Source organism: Herbaspirillum sp. WTB6 (assembly GCF_057457785.1).
In genome coordinates, this window is sequence record NZ_CP176522.1 from 3,133,182 (window position 1) to 3,151,614 (window position 18,433).

Genomic DNA, 18,433 nt, shown 5'->3' on the forward strand with positions numbered 1-18,433 from the left:
GTGCCAATTCACCCCACATTTTTCCCGGAGAGCATCATGAGCAGTTACCAGATAGCCGTTTTGGTCGGCAGCCTTCGCCGCGATTCGTTCAACCGCAAGCTGGCGAATGCGCTGGCCAAGATGGCGCCGCCCGAGTTTTCTTTCAAGCAGGTGCAAATCGACGACCTGCCCCTCTACAACCAGGATCACGATGCCGATCAGCCGGCTCCGGTCAAGCGGCTGAAAGGGGAAATCGCCGCCGCCCAGGGGGTGCTGTTCGTGACTGCTGAATACAATCGCTCGATTCCGGGCGTGCTGAAGAACGCGATCGACAATGCCTCGCGCCCCTACGGCCACAGTGCCTGGGCCGGCAAGCCGGCGGGCGTGATCGGCATCTCGGTCGGTGCCATCGGCACGGCGATTGCGCAACAGCACTTGCGCAACGTACTGGCCTATCTCGACATGCCGACCCTGGGTCAGCCGGAAGCCTTCGTCCAGAACAAGGAAGGGTTGTTTGATGGGCCCGGCAATATCGGCATCGCAGACACCGGGAAGTTTCTGCAGGGCTGGATGGATCGCTACGTGGCCTGGGTGAAAAAGCACGCTGCCTGAGTCCGGAGCAGCGGCAGGATGTGCGGCCCTTCATCCTCTCCGACTTGCAGTACCATCGCGGGTAGCCCCTCGGGGGCGTTACCAGATCGGAGAAGAAAACCATGTCGCGTCGCAGATCGCCATTCCTTACACCCCTGCTGCTCGCTCTTGCCATCATCGGCGCGTCGCCGGCGGCGCTGGCGCAGCAGGTTATCAAGCTCTCCACCACCACCAGCACCGAAAACTCCGGCTTGCTGACCTATCTGCTGCCGATGTTCGAGGCCAGGACCAACAGCCGTGTGCATGTGATCTCGGTCGGCACCGGCAAGGCGCTGGAACTGGCGAAGAATGGCGACGTCGATGTCACGCTGGTGCACGCGCGGGCGGCGGAAGACAAGTTCGTCGCCGACGGCCACGGCGTCAACCGGCGCGACGTCATGTACAACGACTTCATCATCGCCGGCCCGAATTCGGACCCGGCCGGCATCAAGGGCAGCAAGGATGTGTTGCAGGCGATGAAAAAGATCGCCGACAGCGGCGCCAAGTTCATTTCGCGCGGCGACAACTCCGGCACCGACCTGATGGAAAAAGCGTACTGGAAGCAGATCGGCACCCAGCCGAAAGGCGGCGCCTATGTCTCGGCCGGGCTGGGCATGGGCGAGGTGCTGAACATGGCGGCCGAATTGCAGGCCTACACCCTGACCGACCGCGCCACCTACAGCGCCTACCGCGCCAAGACCGGCCTGATGGTCGCGGTGGAGGGCGACAAGCGCATGTTCAATCCATACGGCATCATCGCGGTCAATCCGGCCAAGTACAAGAACATCAACTACAAGGGGGCGATGCAACTGGTCGAATGGATCACCTCGGACGAAGGGCAGAAGGCGATTGCCAACTTCAGGGTTGATGGCCAGCAGTTGTTTTTCCCATCATACAAGGCGGCGCAATAGCCGGGCAGGCGCGGCGCCGGGTTTGTTTTCGCGTAGAATCTGTGCCATTTGCGGCGGCGCGCCGCCGCATGACGGCACCGTGCCACGTTCAACCTGAAGACAGACCCACATGAGCATCAAATCCGACAAATGGATCCGCCGCATGGCGGCCGAAACCGGCATGATCGAACCGTTCGAGCCGGGCCAGGTGCGCTCCGCCAACGGCCACAAGATCGTCTCCTACGGTACTTCGTCCTACGGCTACGACATCCGTTGCGCCGACGAATTCAAGATCTTCACCAATATCAACAGCACCATCGTCGACCCGAAGAATTTCGACGAGAAGTCCTTCGTCGACATCAAGAGCGATGTCTGTATCATCCCGCCGAATTCGTTCGCGCTGGCGCGCACCGTCGAGTACTTCCGCATCCCGCGCAACGTCTTGACGATCTGCCTGGGCAAATCGACCTATGCGCGCTGCGGCATCATCGTCAACGTGACGCCGTTCGAACCGGAATGGGAAGGCTACGTGACGCTGGAGTTTTCCAACACCACGCCGCTGCCAGCCAAGATCTATGCCGGCGAAGGCTGCGCCCAGGTGCTGTTCTTCGAAAGCGACGAAGTCTGCGAAACCTCGTACAAGGACCGCAACGGCAAGTACCAGGGGCAGCACGGCGTGACCCTGCCCAAGACCTGACACCCACCTCTGAATCGATGGCGGAGATCGACATGACCCAGCCGATGGATGGCGCTGGCGCGCCGGGCAGCATCACTTCAGTGCGCGGAATCCGCGTCGGCCACTACACGCACCCGGGCCGCCCCACCGGCTGCACCGTCATCCTGGCCGACGGCGGCGCGACCGCCGGCGTGGACGTGCGCGGTGCCGCGCCCGGCACGCGCGAGACCGATCTGCTGGCGCCCTGCAACCTGGTCGACAAGGTGCACGCGATCATGCTGTCCGGCGGCAGCGCCTTCGGGCTAGACTCGGTTTCCGGCGCGATGCGCTACCTGGAAGAGAACGGCATCGGCGTCGACGTCGGCGTCGCGCGCGTGCCGATCGTTCCAGCCGCGGTGCTGTTCGATCTGGATTCCGGCGATCCGAAGATCCGGCCCGACGCCGCCGGCGGCTACCAGGCCTGCCTGGCGGCGAGCGCGAATCCGCCGGCGGAAGGCAACGTCGGCGCCGGTGCCGGCGCCACCGTCGGCAAGCTGTATGGCGCGCAGCGCGCGATGAAGGGCGGCCTCGGCTGCGCCTCGCTGACGGTCGACGGCCTGACGGTCGGCGCCATCGTCGCGGTCAATGCGGTCGGCGACGTGATCGATCCGGCGAGCGGCCGGGTGCTGGCTGGCGCCCGCACTGCGGACGGCACGGCGCTGCTCGATACGCGGGCGGCGATCCTGGCCGGCGAACTGCCGCTGTCGCTGCTCGAAGGCACGGCCACCACCATCGGCTGCATCGCCACCGACGCCGTACTGACCAAGGCACAGGCGCAAAAGATCGCGCAGCAGGCGCACGACGGGCTGGCGCGCAGCATCAACCCGATCCATACCAGCTACGACGGCGACACCATCTTCGCGCTCGGCACCGGCGCTGCCGGCCGCACCGGCAATCTGCTGCTGCTGGGGATGGTGGCGGCGGAAGTGATGGCGATCGCCGTGCAGCGCGCGGTGCTGGCCGCCTGCTCGATCGCCGGCTATCCGGCGGCTGCGGACGTCGTGGATGGCCGCCTGCGCGGCGCGACGCTGCCGAAGTCGTAATCCTGAACTTTGCTGATGGCGGCGACCTTGAGCAACTGCGGCGGAGGCCGCCGGATCAACCCAGTCTGGTAGGATACTCCGTTAATCGTTATCCTGCGCCGTAGGAAATGCGTCCGCATTTTGCCCATACTCCCATGCGATTGGCTCTGTCGCAGTGGCTGTTGAAGTTGCCCCGGGACATCGGAGTTATGTGGGGGCCGAGTTTTTTTCGCAGCGCTTCATCGCGAAAATTACTCTGACCCCAGTAACGGCCTACAGGAATGAGGCTCCAAATCACGCGGGTTTTGGCGCCGCTGTGCTTGGTCCGGGAAAGTCGGGTTACCTCACTCTGACCCTGGTTTCACTCCACCTTGCTTGCCATTGGCATGAATTCCAACACCCAACTGCGACAGAGCCATGCGGTTACCGGTGCCGTTCAGCGCGCCTTGGCGCTCAACTGGTCAATCACCGCTTCGACGTCGTCCAGGCTGCGCACCAGTTCTTCCAGATCCTTCGCCTGTTGCGGCTGCCGCACGCAACCCTTCAGCCACACCGAGCGCCGCTGGCCCTCGATCCAGACGCTGGTGTCGGCGAAGCGGCCATCGGCGAGGATGGCCTTCTTGACGCGCGGGACGATCTCCTGGTCGTACAGATAGGAGTTCGGCAGGCGGCAGCGGCCCGACTGGAAGCAGCTGGTGCCGCGCTCGATGCGCGAGTGCGCCTGCGCCTCCATCTCGGCGCGCGTGATCGCAGGGCCAGGCGGCACCGGACAGTCGGCGATGCCATTGGTCGCCTGCAGAAACGGGTCGTTGAAGAAATTGGCCCGTTCGTCCGCCGCATGCGCGGCGAATGCCAGCGCGGCCAACGCCAGCGGTACCCGGCACGCCAGGCGCCGCGCTGCCGGGACTAGATGCCGGGAGCGTTTTATCCAGATGCTCCTGCGGACTTCATGGCGAATGCCAGCCACAGTGGCGCGGCGGGGCACCGGCCTATCGCGTCAGCAGCAGGTACGACCAGTAGGCGGCAATCCCGAGTTGGATCGCGAACGCGGTGAAGCGCAGGTTGACCGCCGCCACGCTGGTGGACGCCAGATGGATCAGCGACTGCACGAGCCGGGCCGCGAGCAGCCAGGGCGCGAGCGGATCGGTGATCCCCGCCTTGCCGGTCACGAGCGCGACCACCAGCAGGCCGCCGAAGATGGGCAAGCCCTCCAGGCAATTGGCGTGGGCGCGCGCCAGGCGTTGCATGAAGGGCGACAGGCCGGCGTTGTCCGGCGCGAAGGCGTTGGCGGCGACGCTGCCAATCACGACCAGACGCGCGCGCAGCACCTCCATCAGGAGCAGGAGCAGCAGTGTCCAGGCGATCAGGGCGGTCAAGACCAGGGCAGAGGGAGCGGTCATGGCATTTTCTCCTGAAAGGGCGGGAATGCCCAGATTGGCTTGCGCGGCAGGGTTGCCGTGGCAGCTTTGTATACTCCATTTATAGATCGATTTTTTCGGGCGTCAGTTGGATGGTTGGAGACCATACTCCTATTTTCAACGACTGGTGGATGGCGCGTTCGAGTCCAGGACACGTCCGCAATACGGTCAAATCTGAGAACTGGGAATTCACTATTCCAATGCTGTTATCTTAAGACGCATTTATTGTTCTAGAAACAATGAGGTATTGGCGAATTGCTGTGTCCAAAAGCCGTGTGACTGACCTGTCATATAACTTGGCGGCTTAGTTCGTAAGCTCCGAATCTGGGCTAACGCAGTTGCTCGCATTTGTCTAATTGCATCTGTGCGTGTCTGAGGAGTCAATCTATCTAGGAGAGTTTTTGAGATTAAGTGAGCTTTTAATCGCCCATCTCCACGGTAGTCATGAGAAATAAATAATTTGTTCGCACAATCACTATCATTTACGGAGAAAAGTGTGCGCAAATGCGGGGTGTCTAAAACTATAAATCCAAACTGGTGAGCTTTTTCTCCGGTTGGAATTCTTTGATCTTCCACTATTAATAAAAAGCCCTCCGGATTTAATGCACGATATATTAATGACTCCTGATTGAAGGCTAAAAGCCAATCGTTTGGAGGTATTTCATGTAAGACATTACACATTACGACAATATCAATGCTTGCTTCTGATTTGCAAGAGAAAAAATCCTCTCTACTTCCGAAATATCGTTGCAATCCGTCTCCATATATCTCCGAAATGGCGGATTCACATATTTCCTTATCATCGGCCCATGCATCAAACGCTACATAGTCAATTTTTCCTTGTATCGATTGCCCCACCGAGTTTAAGGCATCATAGAGCCCAGACAGCAAGCGCCCTTTTCCTGCGCCGAAATCTAACAGAGTGCGTGTTGTACCGTTCGGATCGGAACATACTAATTTATTTATTTGCGAGATTTGTGGGTCATCCGGATTTAATGGAAGTATCGCCGGAGGTAACAGGCTTTCTACCGCATAGTTTATCGCTGCAAATTGAGCAGGAAGACTTGTGAACGTATGCAAATACGCAATCTGCTCATCATCCCCTAAAAGACCTTGCAGAACCCTTTCCGGATGTCGCCCCGCATTGCTGCACTTTCCGTTCTCGACGTACCACACGGACATAGGATCCTTTGCGGATACATATGAAAGTAAGGGAATCGAATGGGTTGCAAAAAAGAATTGCGCCCCTTTGGCGTTTTCTGCTAAAGCATCTAAAAATTCAATTAACGCCGCAGGGTGTAGATGATTTTCTGGCTCATCCATCAAAAAAACTGTATTTTCGAGATCGGATTTTTGCGCGTGCATCCCCACGAGAAATTGAATTAATATTTTTTGTCCGTCCGATAAGTTCGATTGAGCCAATGGTTTTCCGAACAAAATTGCGTCGCCGGATACTGACCTAGCAATTGAGGTTTTCAGTAAAGTCTTTATTAACCCCGTTAGTCTTTCGTAGTCTTCAACTACTTGATCTTTCGTTGTTTTTTCAATTGCTGAATTTTGATGAGTAGCTTCCCAATACTGATCCTGAATTGCTTGAATATAAGAGAAGCATTTTTTCTCAAAACCGTCAAAACCAAGCTGCTTAGTACTGTGATGTGCTTGCTGCAGTTGCCCTTTCGTTAAATCACGTGGATCGTGCAAAATCAGTGCTTTAGGGACGAACTGTATCGCGACAAGACCATTATCGGGCCTTGATGAAAATATCCTGCTAGTTTCAAAGAGAATTTGTCGCTCTATCTCCGCAATTTGGTTTTTCCACGTAGTAATTTGGGGATTGTCAGGATTGCCAGCTATTGCTCGCCGCAGATTTTTTAGATTTTCCTTGTTCTGACTTCTACTACTTAATGCATTATTTCTGGCATTAATGAAGAAAAGTAGTTTGTTTAAAATGCGAGATTTGCCGGCACCGTTTTTTCCAGTTAGAGCTACAAATTGACTTAATCTTGCCATATCGATTGGCTGAAGTTCATCAGCCTCGACTTCTTCTTTTGGAACTCTAAACTCTTTTATAAGTATTTCGGCCATTTAGATTCATTAAATTTAATTGTTTGGATTTCCCCCGTTTAAGTAACACGGGGGCCTACGGATACAAACCATACTCCTTGCTTGCAGGAAAAACAACGGTGGGGTTTTCGTGGGCAGGCTGTGTGGTGGTGGGCCGCTTCGCCGTCAGCCATCCTCCTGCGATAGGGGCGCGGCATAGATCCGGAAACCATCTGCGCCAAGGGCCACGCCGATACCTGCTGCTCGACGAAATTCAAGTGCCGCTAATTCGACTCGGAATAACAGGCCGCAAGCTCGCATCGGCGCAGGCGGCGCGACAAAAGAAAATGGGCACCGCAAGGGTGCCCATTTCCATACAACCTCGGTTCCGACGCGGCGCCTTACGGTGCCCGCCGGAAGCCGGAAGCCGCAAGCCAACCTACTGCCGCACGCAATCAACAAAATACCCGCGCCGCCCATCGACTTCCCGCTTCACCAGCCCGTGCACGTCGGTCTCAAAACCCGGGAAGCGCTCGTTGAAGTCGCGCGCGAACTTCAGGTAGTCGACGATGGTCTGGTTGAAGCGCTCGCCCGGGATCAGGAGCGGGATGCCGGGCGGGTAGGGCGTCAGCAGGATCGAGGTGATGCGGCCTTCCAGCTCGTCGATCGGCACGCGGTCGATCTCGCGGTGCGCCATCTTGGCGAACGCATCCGACGGCTTCATCGCCGGCTGCATGTCCGACAAATACATCTCGGTGGTCAGGCGTGCGATGTCGCGCGACTTGTAGAAGCTGTGGATCTGCAGGCACAGGTCGTACAGCCCGATCTTTTCATAGCGCGGATTGGCGGCGGCGAATTCCGGCAGGATGCGCCAGATCGGCTGGTTCTTGTCGTAGTCGTCCTTGAACTGCTGCAGCGCGGTCAGCAGGGTGTTCCAGCGGCCCTTGGTGATGCCGATGGTAAACATGATGAAGAACGAGTACAGCCCGCATTTTTCGACGATCACGCCATGCTCGGCCAGGTATTTGGTGACGATCGAGGCCGGGATGCCGCTGTCGCCGAACTTGCCGTCCAGCGACAGGCCGGGCGTGACGATGGTGGCCTTGATCGGGTCCAGCATGTTGAAACCCGGCGCGAGTTTGCCGAAGCCGTGCCAGTCGTCCTCGGCGCGGATCATCCAGTCCTCGCGCGAGCCGATGCCGTCTTCCGCCAGCTTGTCCGGGCCCCAGACCTGGAACCACCAGTCCTGGCCCCATTCCTGGTCGATCTTGCGCATCGCGCGGCGGAAATCGAGCGCTTCCAGGATGCTTTCCTCGACCAGCGCGGTGCCGCCGGGCGGCTCCATCATCGCCGCCGCGACGTCGCACGAGGCGATGATCGAGTATTGCGGCGAGGTCGAGGTGTGCATCAGGTAAGCCTCGTTGAACGCGTCTTCGTCGAGCTTGACCGCTTCCGACTCACGCACCAGGATCTGTGACGCCTGCGACAGGCCGGCCAGCAGCTTGTGCGTCGATTGGGTCGAAAAGATCAGCGATTCCTTGGCGCGCGGGCGGTTCTTGCCGATCGCATGCATGTCGCGGTAGAACTCATGGAAAGTGGCGTGCGGCAGCCAGGCTTCGTCGAAATGCAGCGTGTCGATCTTGCCGTCCAGCATTTCCTTTAGCGTTTCGACGTTGTACACCACGCCGTCGTAGGTCGACTGCGTGATGGTCAGGATGCGCGGCTTCTTGTTCTTCGCCTCGCGCGCGAACGGGTTGGCCTCGATCTTCTTCATGATGTTTTCGATCTTGAATTCGTCGAGCGGGATCGGGCCGATGATGCCGAGATGGTTGCGGGTCGGCATCAGGAACACCGGAATCGCGCCGGTCATGATGATCGAGTGCAGGATCGACTTGTGGCAGTTGCGGTCGACCACCACGATGTCGCCCGGCGCCACGGTCGAGTGCCACACCATTTTGTTGCTGGTGCTGGTGCCGTTGGTGACGAAGTAGCAATGGTCGGCGTTGAAGATGCGCGCGGCGTTGCGTTCGCTTGCCGCCACCGGGCCGGTGTGATCGAGCAGTTGGCCGAGTTCCTCGACCGCATTGCAGACGTCGGCGCGCAGCATGTTTTCGCCAAAGAACTGGTGGAACATCTGGCCGATCGGCGATTTCAGGAACGCGACGCCGCCCGAATGGCCCGGGCAGTGCCAGGAATACGAACCGTCGTTGGCGTAGTGCACCAGCGCGCGGAAGAACGGCGGCGACAGCCCGTCCAGGTAGGACTTCGCTTCGCGGATGATGTGGCGCGCGACGAATTCCGGCGTGTCCTCGAACATGTGGATGAAGCCGTGCAGCTCGCGCAGGATGTCGTTCGGGATGTGGCGCGAGGTGCGCGTCTCGCCGTACAGGTAGATCGGGATGTCGGCGTTCTTGTAGCGGATTTCCTCGACGAAGGCGCGCAGCGACTTCAGCGCGTGCTCGGTTTCTTCGGCCGAGCCGCCGCCGAATTCCTCGTCGTCGATTGACAGGATGAAGGCGGAGGCGCGCGACTGCTGCTGCGCGAACTGCGACAGGTCGCCGTAGCTGGTGACGCCCAGCACTTCCATACCTTCTTTTTCCATGGCGTCGGCCAGCGCGCGGATGCCCAGGCCGGAAGTGTTTTCGGAACGGAAGTCTTCGTCGATGATGACGATCGGGAAGCGGAATTTCATCGAGGTCTCCAATCAAACCGGATTACTTGGGAGACGCCTGGGCTGTGGCCAACGAGCCAATCCGCTTGCGCGCCGAAAAAAACGAAAGTCGAATTTTCGCAGATATGGGGGTGATGGTGGCGGAAAAAAGCCTGTATTTCCACGCTGTTTCGGCGCCGTTGCCGGATACCACAGATTTCTCTGAAAATCAGAGTATGTTATAAAAACATAATAAATTCAGGCGGAAAATACAATGCGTATAGGGAGTATATGCTTACTCCGAGATTCCTGCCGACGGCTTTCTCCGGTAGGTGACGAATGCATAATCGAAGCCGGCGCCCTCCGAGTAATGCGCTTCGCGCGCCGTTTCCTGCCATTGATCGGCGTCGAGTGGCGGGAAATGCGCATCGCATTCGAAGGCCTTGCCGATTTCGGTGACCTCCAGCCGGCTTGCCTGCGGCAGCGCTTCGGCATAAATCTGGGCGCCGCCGATGACGAAGGCCTGCTCGCCCGCGGCCAGTTGCAGCGCCGTCGCCAGCGAGGGTGCCGACTCGACGCCGGCGTGGCGCCAGTCCGGGTTGCGAGTGATGACGATGTTGCGCCGGTTCGGCAGCGGCCGGCCGATCGAGTCGAAGGTCTTGCGCCCCATGATGATGGCGTGGCCGGTGGTGAGCCGCTTGAAGTGCGCCAGGTCTTCCGGCAGGCGCCACGGCAGGGTGTTGCGGACGCCGATGCCGCGCGCGGCGTCGGTGGCGACGACGATGGTGAAGGGAGCAATGGATGGCATGGCGAAAGCGGTGGATAAAAAGAGTCGTGCAGTTTGACGGCGGACGCGCCAGATTACCAGAGCGGCATCGGCCGTGCCGTGGGCATGGCTGGGCCGCGTGCGGCAGGCGGCATATCGGTCAGAAGCGCCACGTCAGGCCGAGCCCGAACTGGCGGTCGACTTCGGCTCGGTTCAGGCCGAATTTGGCGCCGGCGTCCAGATCGAGGTTCTTGCCGGGCGAGTAGATCAGTCCGGTCAGGAAATACGCAGGGTGGATGCGGCTGGCAGGGTCCGGGTTGCGGGCCAGGCCAATGTCGGCCAGCATCTTCCAGCGCGGGTGCACATCGTAGGAGAGCGCGGCCGATGCCTGCCAGAGCAGCTTGCGCTCGCCGGCGCGGGTGGAGTCGGCGGCCTGCCAATTGGTGGCTGCTCCCAGGTTGGCATGCAGCGCCCAGGGTTCCGCATAATGCGAGCCGATCAGGGTCAGGGCCAGATTGGCGCGTCCGCTGCCGTGGCCCCGGAGCTGGTCGCCGGTGGCGAAACGCAGCGCCGGCTTGATTGCCAGGCTGCTGCCGTCGTTTTCGTAAAAACGCCATTTGGCGCCGGCCGACAGGTCGTCTGCTCCGGCCGGCGCCGTCAGCGCGGCCGGCAGGTTGACGAATAGATCCAGATTCTCCAGCGCGCCATGGCTATAGGTGAAATTGACGACGTGCAGCGATGTATCGTCTTGCCTGCTCCAGTCGGTATTGGCTTCAAATTGCCGGTTGCCGCGTCCCTGGGTTCCGGTGTCGTCGGTGACGAAGGGATGGCCCGCCAGCGCCGGCGGCAGGCACAACGGAAGCAGTAGCGTGACCCAAAATCTGTTGGAAGTAGGCATGCAGGCAATGAACGGACGAACGACGAAAAAGTTCCAGTGTAGCCTGCTGCCGCCCGTGCCTGGGGACGAGGTGCGGCGGCGCGACCATCTGTTTGAGGTAGGCCGGCCGCCGCCGTTGCTTCAGGTAATGAGCGCCGCGTCCTGCGCCACCACGTCTTCCTCGTCCGAAACCGAGCTGCGGATCAGGTAATCGAAGGCCGATAGCGCAGCCTTGGCACCATCACCGGCGGCAATCACGATCTGCTTGTAGGGCACGGTAGTGACGTCGCCGGCGGCAAATACGCCGGGCAAGGAAGTCTGGCCTCTGGCGTCGACCTCGATTTCGCCGTGGCGCGACAAGGCCAGCGTGCCTTTCAGCCATTCGGTATTCGGCACCAGGCCGATCTGGATGAACACGCCTTCCAGATCCACCTGCTTGATCGCGCCGGTACGGCGATCCTTGTAGTCGAGGCCGACCACCTTGTCGCCGTCGCCGCGGATTTCGGTGGTTTGCGCCGAGGTGATGATGCTCACGTTCGGCAGGCTGCGCAGCTTGCGCTGCAACACCGCGTCGGCGCGCAAGGCCGAATCGAATTCGATCAGCGTCACGTGCCTGACCAGGCCAGCCAGGTCGATCGCCGCCTCGACGCCGGAGTTGCCGCCGCCGATCACCGCCACCCGCTTGCCCTTGTACAGCGGGCCGTCGCAGTGCGGGCAGTAGGCGACGCCGCGGTTGCGGTACTGCTGCTCGCCCGGCACGTTGATTTCGCGCCAGCGGGCACCGGTCGAGAGGATCACGGTCTTGCCTTTCAGCACCGCGCCATTCGCCAGCCGGACTTCGATCAGCTTGTCTGGCACCAGTGCTTCGGCCCGCTGCAAATTCATGATGTCGACCTCGTAGGCGCGCACGTGCTGTTCCAGCGCCGCCGCGAAATGCGGGCCGTCGGTTTCCTTGACCGAGATATAGTTTTCGATCGCCATCGTATCCAGCACCTGGCCGCCGAAACGCTCGGCCACGACGCCGGTGCGGATGCCCTTGCGCGCCGCATAGACGGCGGCCGCGGCGCCGGCCGGGCCGCCGCCGACGATCAGCACGTCGTACGGCTCGCGCGTGTTCAATTCTTCCGCCTGGCGGCTGCCGGCATTGGCATCCAGCTTGGCGAGGATTTCCTCCACGCCGGAGCGGCCCTGGCCGAACACTTCGCCATTCAGGAACATGGTCGGCACCGACATCACCTTGCGCGCCTCGACTTCGCCCTGGAATAGCGCGCCGTCGATGGCGACATGCTTGATGCGCGGGTTGATGATCGCCATCGTGTTCAGCGCCTGCACCACGTCCGGGCAGTTCTGGCACGACAGCGAGAAATAGGTTTCAAACTGATAGTCGCCGTCCAGGTTGCGGATCTGTTCGATCACCGCATCGTCCAGCTTGATCGGGTGGCCGCCGACTTGCAGCAGCGCCAGCACCAGCGAGGTGAATTCGTGGCCCAGCGGAATGCCGGCGAAGCGTACGCCGATCGCGGTCCCGGGGCGATTGATGGCAAAAGAGGGCTTGCGCTCGGCGTCGTCGCGCCGCTCGGTCAGTGTGATGCGATCCGACAGCGATACGATTTCCTGCAGCAATTCCTGCAATTCGCGCGATTTTGCGCTGTCGTCCAGCGACGCCACGATCTCGATCGGCTGCGCGACCTTTTCCAGATAGGCTTTCAACTGGGCCTTGAGGTTGGTGTCCAACATGACGGTTCGCCTTTCATGACAGTGGTTCGGAACGCGGGCGGCGCTTGTGGCGCTGCCCGTTCAGGGCACCGGATGAACCCGATGCCTGCTGTACGCCCGGCTGGTGGTGCCGGGCGCACAGCGTTGTGCGGCTGCTTAGATCTTGCCGACCAGGTCGAGCGACGGCTTCAGGGTTGCCGCGCCTTCTTCCCATTTGGCCGGGCACACTTCACCCGGGTGGGAGGCGACGTATTGCGCCGCTTTCACCTTGCGCAGCAGTTCCGAGGCGTCGCGGCCGATGCCGTTGTCATGCACTTCCATCACCTTGATCTGGCCTTCCGGATTGATGACGAAGGTGCCGCGCAGCGCCAGGCCTTCTTCCTCGATCATGACTTCGAAGTTGCGGGTGATGGCGCCAGTCGGATCGCCGATCATCGGGTAGGTCACCTTCTTGATCGCTTCCGAGGTGTCGTGCCAGGCCTTGTGCGCGAAATGGGTGTCGGTCGAAATGCTGTACACCTCGACGCCCAGCTTCTGGAATTCGGCATAGTGATCGGCCAGGTCTTCCAGCTCGGTCGGGCAGACGAAGGTGAAGTCGGCCGGATAGAAGACGAACACCGACCATTTGCCTTGCAGGGTCTCATTGCTGACGTCGATGAACTTGCCATTGTGGAAAGCAGTGGCTTTGAATGGTTTGATTTGGGTGTTGATCAGAGACATGGTGTTTTCCTCCGGGTTAAAAAAGGGGGGGTTAAAAGATGAGCACGGACCTATTATGGCCGCTGGCGAATGATTTGTATAATTGATTAAAATCATTAATTCAATTTGTTTTAGCTATTATAGCTGCTAAACCGGTTACGGATGAATCCGGAGCCGTCGCCCCTTGGCCTTGCCGCCCCCACATCAGTGCAAGTTGACCTTGATCCAATCGTGTCGCGCTATTGGGGCAATTCGCTTGTACATGCTGATGCGTCGGCCTACATTGGTATTTGTCGCAAAAAGGGCGCTGCCGTGCCGCCGCGACAGATGGAGGCATTCATGGCTTTCTCGAAACTGGACAAAACCGCCTGGCATGATTACCTCGACCGCATCTCGAAAGCCCTGGGGGGCAAGCGGGCCGAAGTCGAAGTCGATGCGCTTTCGCTGGGTAGCCAGATCGAAGCGGAATGGCTGCCGCTTCTGGGCATCACCTACGACCAGAAGAGCGACACGCTTGATGTCATCCTGGAAGGGCTGGACCATCGGATCGGCAAGCCGCGTGAGCTGTACGTCGAGCAACTGGCGACCGAATTGAGAAGCCTGGAGGTGGTCGATGGCGACGATGTCCGGCACATCATCAAGTTGCGCGATCCGTTGATGCTGGCGGCGCCTTGACCTCGACGCGGATCGCCTCTTGTGCCAGGAAAAAAGAGTATCCATCGCAGGTGCCGCCGGCGGAGGGCGTGCCCATTTGCCGTGAGCGGCATGCACTGAATGCCATTCTGGAGGAGCGATGAGCGCACAGGAAAATTCGGCGTGGCCGCCGCTTCCTCTGTCCGAGTGGGCGGACACCTATGCGACGCTGCACATGTGGATGCAAATCGTCGGCAAGACGCGGCTGGCGCTTGCGCCGATGGAAAATCATTGGTGGCAGGTGGTGTTCTACCTGACCGCGCGCGGCCTCACGACTTCGCCAATGCCGTACGGCGAGCGGGCGTTTACGGTCGATTTCGATTTCATCGACCATGCCCTCGCGCTGCGCGCCAGCGACGGCGCGACGCATCAGTTTGGATTGGCGCCGCTCCCGGTGGCGGACTTTTACGCGGCATATCTTGCGGCGTTGCGCTCGCTTGGCTTCGAGCTGACGCTGCAACCGACACCGGTCGAGGTCGTGACCGCAATCCCCTTCGCGCAAGACCGCCAGCATGCCGCGTACGATGCGGATGCCGCGCACCGCTACTGGCAGATCCTGCTGCAGGCGGACCGGGTGCTGAAGCGATTTCGCGGCCGCTTTCTCGGAAAGGCCAGCCCCGTGCATTTTTTCTGGGGCAGCTTCGACCTCGCAACGACCCGCTTCTCGGGACGGCGCGCGCCCATCCATCCGGGCGGCGCACCGCATTGCCCGGATTATGTGATGGTCGAAGCCTATTCTCACGAATGCAGCAGCTGCGGTTTCTGGCCGGGCGGTGGCGCCATCGCCGAGCCGGCGTTCTATGCCTATGCGTATCCAGCGCCCGTCGGTTACGCCGAGTATCCAGGACTTCCCGAGGGCGCGCGCTACAGCCCCGAAGTGCAGGAGTTCATTTTTCCGTACGAGGCTGTGCGCCGCGCTGCCGCTCCCGATGAGGCGCTGCTGCAGTTCTTCCAAACGACCTATGATGCCGCCGCCACTTTGGCCCAGTGGGACCGCGCTGCCCTTGAGCGGCCGGGCAGCGAATGGTCATGACGGCAAGGATGATCGAGCGCGGTGGCCATTTGGTGAGCGAGCGCTGCAAGAATATTGGCTATTTCCCGTTTCCTGTGATTTGGTCGAATACCTGAGCCAGTTCCGGCGCTGATGCCGCAGGCAGCGGCGCGAAGTAGGCCGGAATCTGTCCCGGCTCGACGGGGCGCAGATCCACTTCCCCGAGCCTGGCCCGCAAGAATGCGTCGGCATGCTGGACCCAGCGCTGTACGTCTTCTGCGCTGGCGCCGAGCGTCGCCGCCACCGCGCCAAGCGGCATCCCTTCAGCCTGGGTCAGCCATACCGCCCGGCGCCATGTGCTCGGCAGGTGGGCAAGGGCGGCGCGCAGATGCCTGCGCATTTCATGTTCGCTTGCCGTGGTCTCGGGCGTGGTGTCTGAAATCGGCACCAGATCCTCCAGCTTCAGCGTGTCGTCCGGTTGCCAGTACTCATACCTGGCCTCGTCCCGCTCGTCGATGGTTTCATCCGGCGTCACCGGCGGCCTGGCATCCAGCGAGAGAAATCGCTCGTCCTCGGTCTGCCGGCGCCTGACTATCTCCGCCAGTACCTCGTGCGCAATCCGATACAGCCAATGCAGCGGTTCCGCCTGCCGGGGGCGCTGACCCAGTTGCTGGTAAGCGCGCGCCAGCGCTTCGTCCACGACGTCTTGCGCGGCCGGGTAGTCCGCCGTCAAGTCCCCCCGCGCCCAGAGGTAGGAAAACTCCTGCTTCACGAAGCGCTCCAGTTGCGGCAGCAGCGGCCGCACCAGATTGCCGTAGGCCTCGGACTGCGCGGCCGGTGAACTCCCGATCGCGCTCTCAAGCCGCGACAAAACCACGGGTCGTTTCATGGCGCTCCTCCCGCTTCGCGCCGTACCTGGGCAAGCTGCCGCTCGAGTTGCCGCTCCAGTTCCGCAAACGACTTGTGTAGCGCTGCCGTTATCTGATCCGATTCGTCCGCGCTTTCCAGGTTTGCGCCTGGCATGCCGAGCTGGAGTTTGACCTGATAGCGCGCCAGATGCGGGTTTTTTTCCAGACGCACATGCAGTTGTATCGCGTCCGGGGAAAATTTCGACAGATGCAGCGCGATATGGCTCTTGGCCAGTTTATCGACCATGTGCTCCAGTTCGGGGTGGGCAGGCTTCTGGATGTCGTGGGAGCTGATCAGTATTTTCATATTGCCTCCGGCGATAGGCGCCAACATGTTGAGCTGAAATATCGAGCTGGTTGGTGCCGCGGTAAGGCGGCGCGACGGCTGCCACTACTGCCTTTGCTCTGGTTCAATGGTCAGGACAAATCTTGTTGCCGGTCAGGCATTTGGGGGCAGCGTCGGGGCCAAAGCAGCGGTTCCGGAACCAAGAGAACTCCGTTTTCATTTTCAATATAGCAAGCAGGAGCGGAACAACCAGGGTTTTTCGCCGTTTCCAGAGCAGATTTTCCGGCGTAGATTTCGGCGCCGCATCGAGAGTTTGCATTCTTGTATTGCCGGCCGTGCGGCGTCCGATCTGAATTGCCCAAAGGGGGCGCCGTGTATGCCATTCGGGCCTGAGCCGCGAAGACCGCCGGCGGACGGGTAGAAAGTTACGCGTATGATGCCGGGCCTCTGGACGCGGTCACGTCGAAATCGAAGTCGACTATTGCGGTGCCCGTCGTTCGGATTTCGCGGCGAGCATCACCTCTGCTGCAGTTTGCCGCACGCCAGCAGGTTGCCCCCGGGGCCGAGCATTTTCCGATGAGCCGGCTCAATCAGGCCATGGAGCATTTGCGTGCAGGGAAGGCGCGGTACCGTATCGTGCCGGACGCCGATTTCCATGGCTGAAGGACAGCAATTGGCGCTGCGCGGCGAGAACTGCGGCAGCTGATGATGCCGCAACGAAAGCGCCCCGCCTCGGTTACGTCAAACCGCCATCGGCGCCGTCAGTGGCGCATGGTGTTGGTAGCCGTCCAGCGCGAAATCGCCCGGCTCGACCTGCTGCAGCCACTCGGGCTGATACAGGCCGGTTTGGGCATAGTCGGGAATCCGGTCCGACAGCAGCAGCGTCGGCGCTGGATAGGGTTCGCGCGTCAATTGCTCCCGCAGCATGGGCAGATGGTTTTCGTAGATGTGGGCGTCGCCGACGAAGTAGGTAAACCAGCGCGGCGTGTAGCCGGTCAGGCGCCCGACCAGATGCAGCAGCGCCGCGCCTTCGACCAGGTTGAACGGCGTGCCGAGGCCGATGTCGTTGCTGCGGATGTACAGGCACAGCGAGATTTCCCTGGTGGCCGCGTTCGGCAGGAACTGGTACAGCAGATGGCAGGCCGGCAGTGCGATCGCGTCCAGCTCGGCGCAGTTCCAGCCGTGGAATAGGATGCGGCGGCTGCCCGGATTGTGGATGATGGTGTCGAGGCAGGTGCGCAACTGGTCGATCGCCTTGTACAGCAAGACCTTGTCCTTGCCGCCATCCTGCAATGCGGACACCAGCCGGAAGCCGCGTTCCTGCGCATCCGCGATCTGCGCTGCCTGATCGGCGTCGAGCAACTTGTAGGCCGGCCAGGCGCGCCATTGCACGCCGTACACCGGGCCCAGGTCATCCGGCCCCTGGCGATACGGATTGGCCAGCCATTCGGCGTTTTCGTTGGCGTTCTGATCCCACACCTTGCAGCCCAGCGCGCGGAAATCGGCGGCGCTGCGCGTGGCGCGCAAAAAGCCGCACAGTTCGCCGATGGCCGACTTGAAGGCCAGCTTCTTGGTGGTGACCGCCGGGAAGCCGTCGTTCTTCAGGTCGAAGCGCAGCATTGCGCCCGGCAGGCTGATGGTGCGGGTGCCGGTGCGGTTTTCCTGCCAGTTGCCGGATTCGAGCACGGTGCGTACCAGGTCGAGGTATTGCTTCATTCATTTCTCCGTTGATATGGGAGTATGCAGAAAAACATGACAGTTCCCGTCCTGTTTTTCAATGGTTTTAAAAATACTGGTGGTATCTCTGACGTTCCCACATGTATCAAGCGGGACCCAGTGTCGTATTTCGCCAATTAAAACGTTTGCCACTTCGTGGGGACAAGCCGGGGGTGGCCCGGCGGCCACTTACTTTCTTTGTCTCGCCAAAGAAAGTAAGCAAAGAAAGGCGACCGCAAGGACGCTGGCCTGCGGCTTCCCGCCGCCGCACCGCCAAAATCGGGAAACGAAACCAACTCGCTGCGCTCGGACATGTTTCGTTTCTGATCCGATTTCGGCACCGCAGCAGCGGCAGCGTCCCAAGCGGGGGCAGGTCAACAGCAACAGCAACTTCAAAAACACCGGTAGGCTAGGCCGTGGCTGAAACAATGAAC

18 protein-coding genes are annotated in these 18,433 nt (G+C 60.5%); 6 read left to right on the plus strand and 12 right to left on the minus strand.

The genetic code is table 11. The features are described 5' to 3' along the window. Positions 1-36 precede the first annotated feature (36 nt). From ACK2VC_RS14600 to ACK2VC_RS14615, 4 genes are all read left to right on the plus strand, one after another. Complete coding sequence (locus tag ACK2VC_RS14600) at positions 37-591, plus strand: NADPH-dependent FMN reductase (protein ID WP_486731108.1); 555 nt, start codon at positions 37-39, stop codon at positions 589-591. A gap of 101 nt (positions 592-692) precedes the next feature. After that, entirely contained in the window at positions 693-1,520 is an 828-nt protein-coding gene (locus ACK2VC_RS14605) for an ABC transporter substrate-binding protein (RefSeq protein WP_486731109.1), read from the plus strand. Positions 1,521-1,629: 109 nt separating this feature from the next. After that, positions 1,630-2,196 carry a dCTP deaminase gene (dcd, locus tag ACK2VC_RS14610; RefSeq protein ID WP_486731110.1) on the plus strand — a complete coding sequence of 189 codons (567 nt, stop codon included), beginning with the start codon at positions 1,630-1,632 and terminating at the stop codon, positions 2,194-2,196. Between the two features lie 32 nt (positions 2,197-2,228). Next, positions 2,229-3,257: a P1 family peptidase gene (locus tag ACK2VC_RS14615; protein WP_486731111.1), complete on the plus strand. Its 1,029-nt coding sequence runs from the start codon at positions 2,229-2,231 to the stop codon at positions 3,255-3,257. A 415-nt stretch (positions 3,258-3,672) separates the two neighbouring features. On the opposite strand, the gene ACK2VC_RS14620 is transcribed toward ACK2VC_RS14615, so the two are convergent. From ACK2VC_RS14620 to ahpC, 8 genes are all read right to left on the minus strand, one after another. Further along, a complete protein-coding gene (locus ACK2VC_RS14620) occupies positions 3,673-4,221 on the minus strand; it encodes a BON domain-containing protein (protein WP_486731112.1) in 549 nt (182 codons plus the stop codon). Between the two features lie 4 nt (positions 4,222-4,225). After that, on the minus strand, positions 4,226-4,636 hold the full coding sequence (locus ACK2VC_RS14625) for an MAPEG family protein (protein WP_486731113.1): 411 nt from the start codon (positions 4,634-4,636) through the stop codon (positions 4,226-4,228). A gap of 240 nt (positions 4,637-4,876) precedes the next feature. After that, positions 4,877-6,739 carry an AAA family ATPase gene (locus ACK2VC_RS14630; RefSeq protein WP_486731114.1) on the minus strand — a complete coding sequence of 621 codons (1,863 nt, stop codon included), beginning with the start codon at positions 6,737-6,739 and terminating at the stop codon, positions 4,877-4,879. Positions 6,740-7,136: 397 nt separating this feature from the next. Beyond that, positions 7,137-9,389, minus strand: a complete 2,253-nt coding sequence (locus ACK2VC_RS14635) for an Orn/Lys/Arg family decarboxylase (protein WP_486731115.1) — start codon at positions 9,387-9,389, stop codon at positions 7,137-7,139. 253 nt (positions 9,390-9,642) lie between these two features. Further along, the gene (locus ACK2VC_RS14640) at positions 9,643-10,155 is read right to left on the minus strand and encodes a dihydrofolate reductase (protein ID WP_486731116.1); all 513 of its coding nucleotides are present in this window, start codon (positions 10,153-10,155) and stop codon (positions 9,643-9,645) included. 118 nt (positions 10,156-10,273) lie between these two features. Beyond that, positions 10,274-11,011: a transporter gene (locus tag ACK2VC_RS14645; RefSeq protein ID WP_486731117.1), complete on the minus strand. Its 738-nt coding sequence runs from the start codon at positions 11,009-11,011 to the stop codon at positions 10,274-10,276. Positions 11,012-11,131: 120 nt separating this feature from the next. Further along, positions 11,132-12,727 (minus strand): alkyl hydroperoxide reductase subunit F, encoded by a 1,596-nt coding sequence (gene ahpF / locus ACK2VC_RS14650; RefSeq protein WP_486731118.1) that lies wholly within the window; start codon positions 12,725-12,727, stop codon positions 11,132-11,134. A 135-nt stretch (positions 12,728-12,862) separates the two neighbouring features. After that, positions 12,863-13,426 carry an alkyl hydroperoxide reductase subunit C gene (gene ahpC, locus ACK2VC_RS14655; RefSeq protein WP_486731119.1) on the minus strand — a complete coding sequence of 188 codons (564 nt, stop codon included), beginning with the start codon at positions 13,424-13,426 and terminating at the stop codon, positions 12,863-12,865. 318 nt (positions 13,427-13,744) lie between these two features. Between ahpC and ACK2VC_RS14660 the strand changes: the two genes are divergently transcribed. After that, positions 13,745-14,080 carry a DUF5335 domain-containing protein gene (locus tag ACK2VC_RS14660; RefSeq protein ID WP_486731120.1) on the plus strand — a complete coding sequence of 112 codons (336 nt, stop codon included), beginning with the start codon at positions 13,745-13,747 and terminating at the stop codon, positions 14,078-14,080. Positions 14,081-14,279: 199 nt separating this feature from the next. Continuing rightward, complete coding sequence (locus ACK2VC_RS14665; RefSeq protein WP_486731121.1) at positions 14,280-15,131, plus strand: DUF5996 family protein; 852 nt, start codon at positions 14,280-14,282, stop codon at positions 15,129-15,131. A gap of 58 nt (positions 15,132-15,189) precedes the next feature. Here ACK2VC_RS14665 and ACK2VC_RS14670 read toward each other — a convergent pair whose 3' ends face one another. The 4 genes from ACK2VC_RS14670 to ACK2VC_RS14685 all read right to left on the minus strand — a co-directional run bounded on the left by ACK2VC_RS14670 (position 15,190) and on the right by ACK2VC_RS14685 (position 17,999). Then, entirely contained in the window at positions 15,190-15,978 is a 789-nt protein-coding gene (locus ACK2VC_RS14670) for an RNA polymerase sigma factor (RefSeq protein WP_486731122.1), read from the minus strand. Continuing rightward, entirely contained in the window at positions 15,975-16,304 is a 330-nt protein-coding gene (locus ACK2VC_RS14675) for an HPF/RaiA family ribosome-associated protein (RefSeq protein ID WP_486731123.1), read from the minus strand. Before ACK2VC_RS14675 ends, ACK2VC_RS14670 begins: the two co-directional genes overlap by 4 nt. A gap of 103 nt (positions 16,305-16,407) precedes the next feature. Then, positions 16,408-16,602 carry a hypothetical protein gene (locus ACK2VC_RS14680; protein WP_486731124.1) on the minus strand — a complete coding sequence of 65 codons (195 nt, stop codon included), beginning with the start codon at positions 16,600-16,602 and terminating at the stop codon, positions 16,408-16,410. 422 nt (positions 16,603-17,024) lie between these two features. Then, positions 17,025-17,999 (minus strand): thymidylate synthase, encoded by a 975-nt coding sequence (locus ACK2VC_RS14685; RefSeq protein ID WP_486731125.1) that lies wholly within the window; start codon positions 17,997-17,999, stop codon positions 17,025-17,027. Positions 18,000-18,433 lie beyond the last annotated feature (434 nt).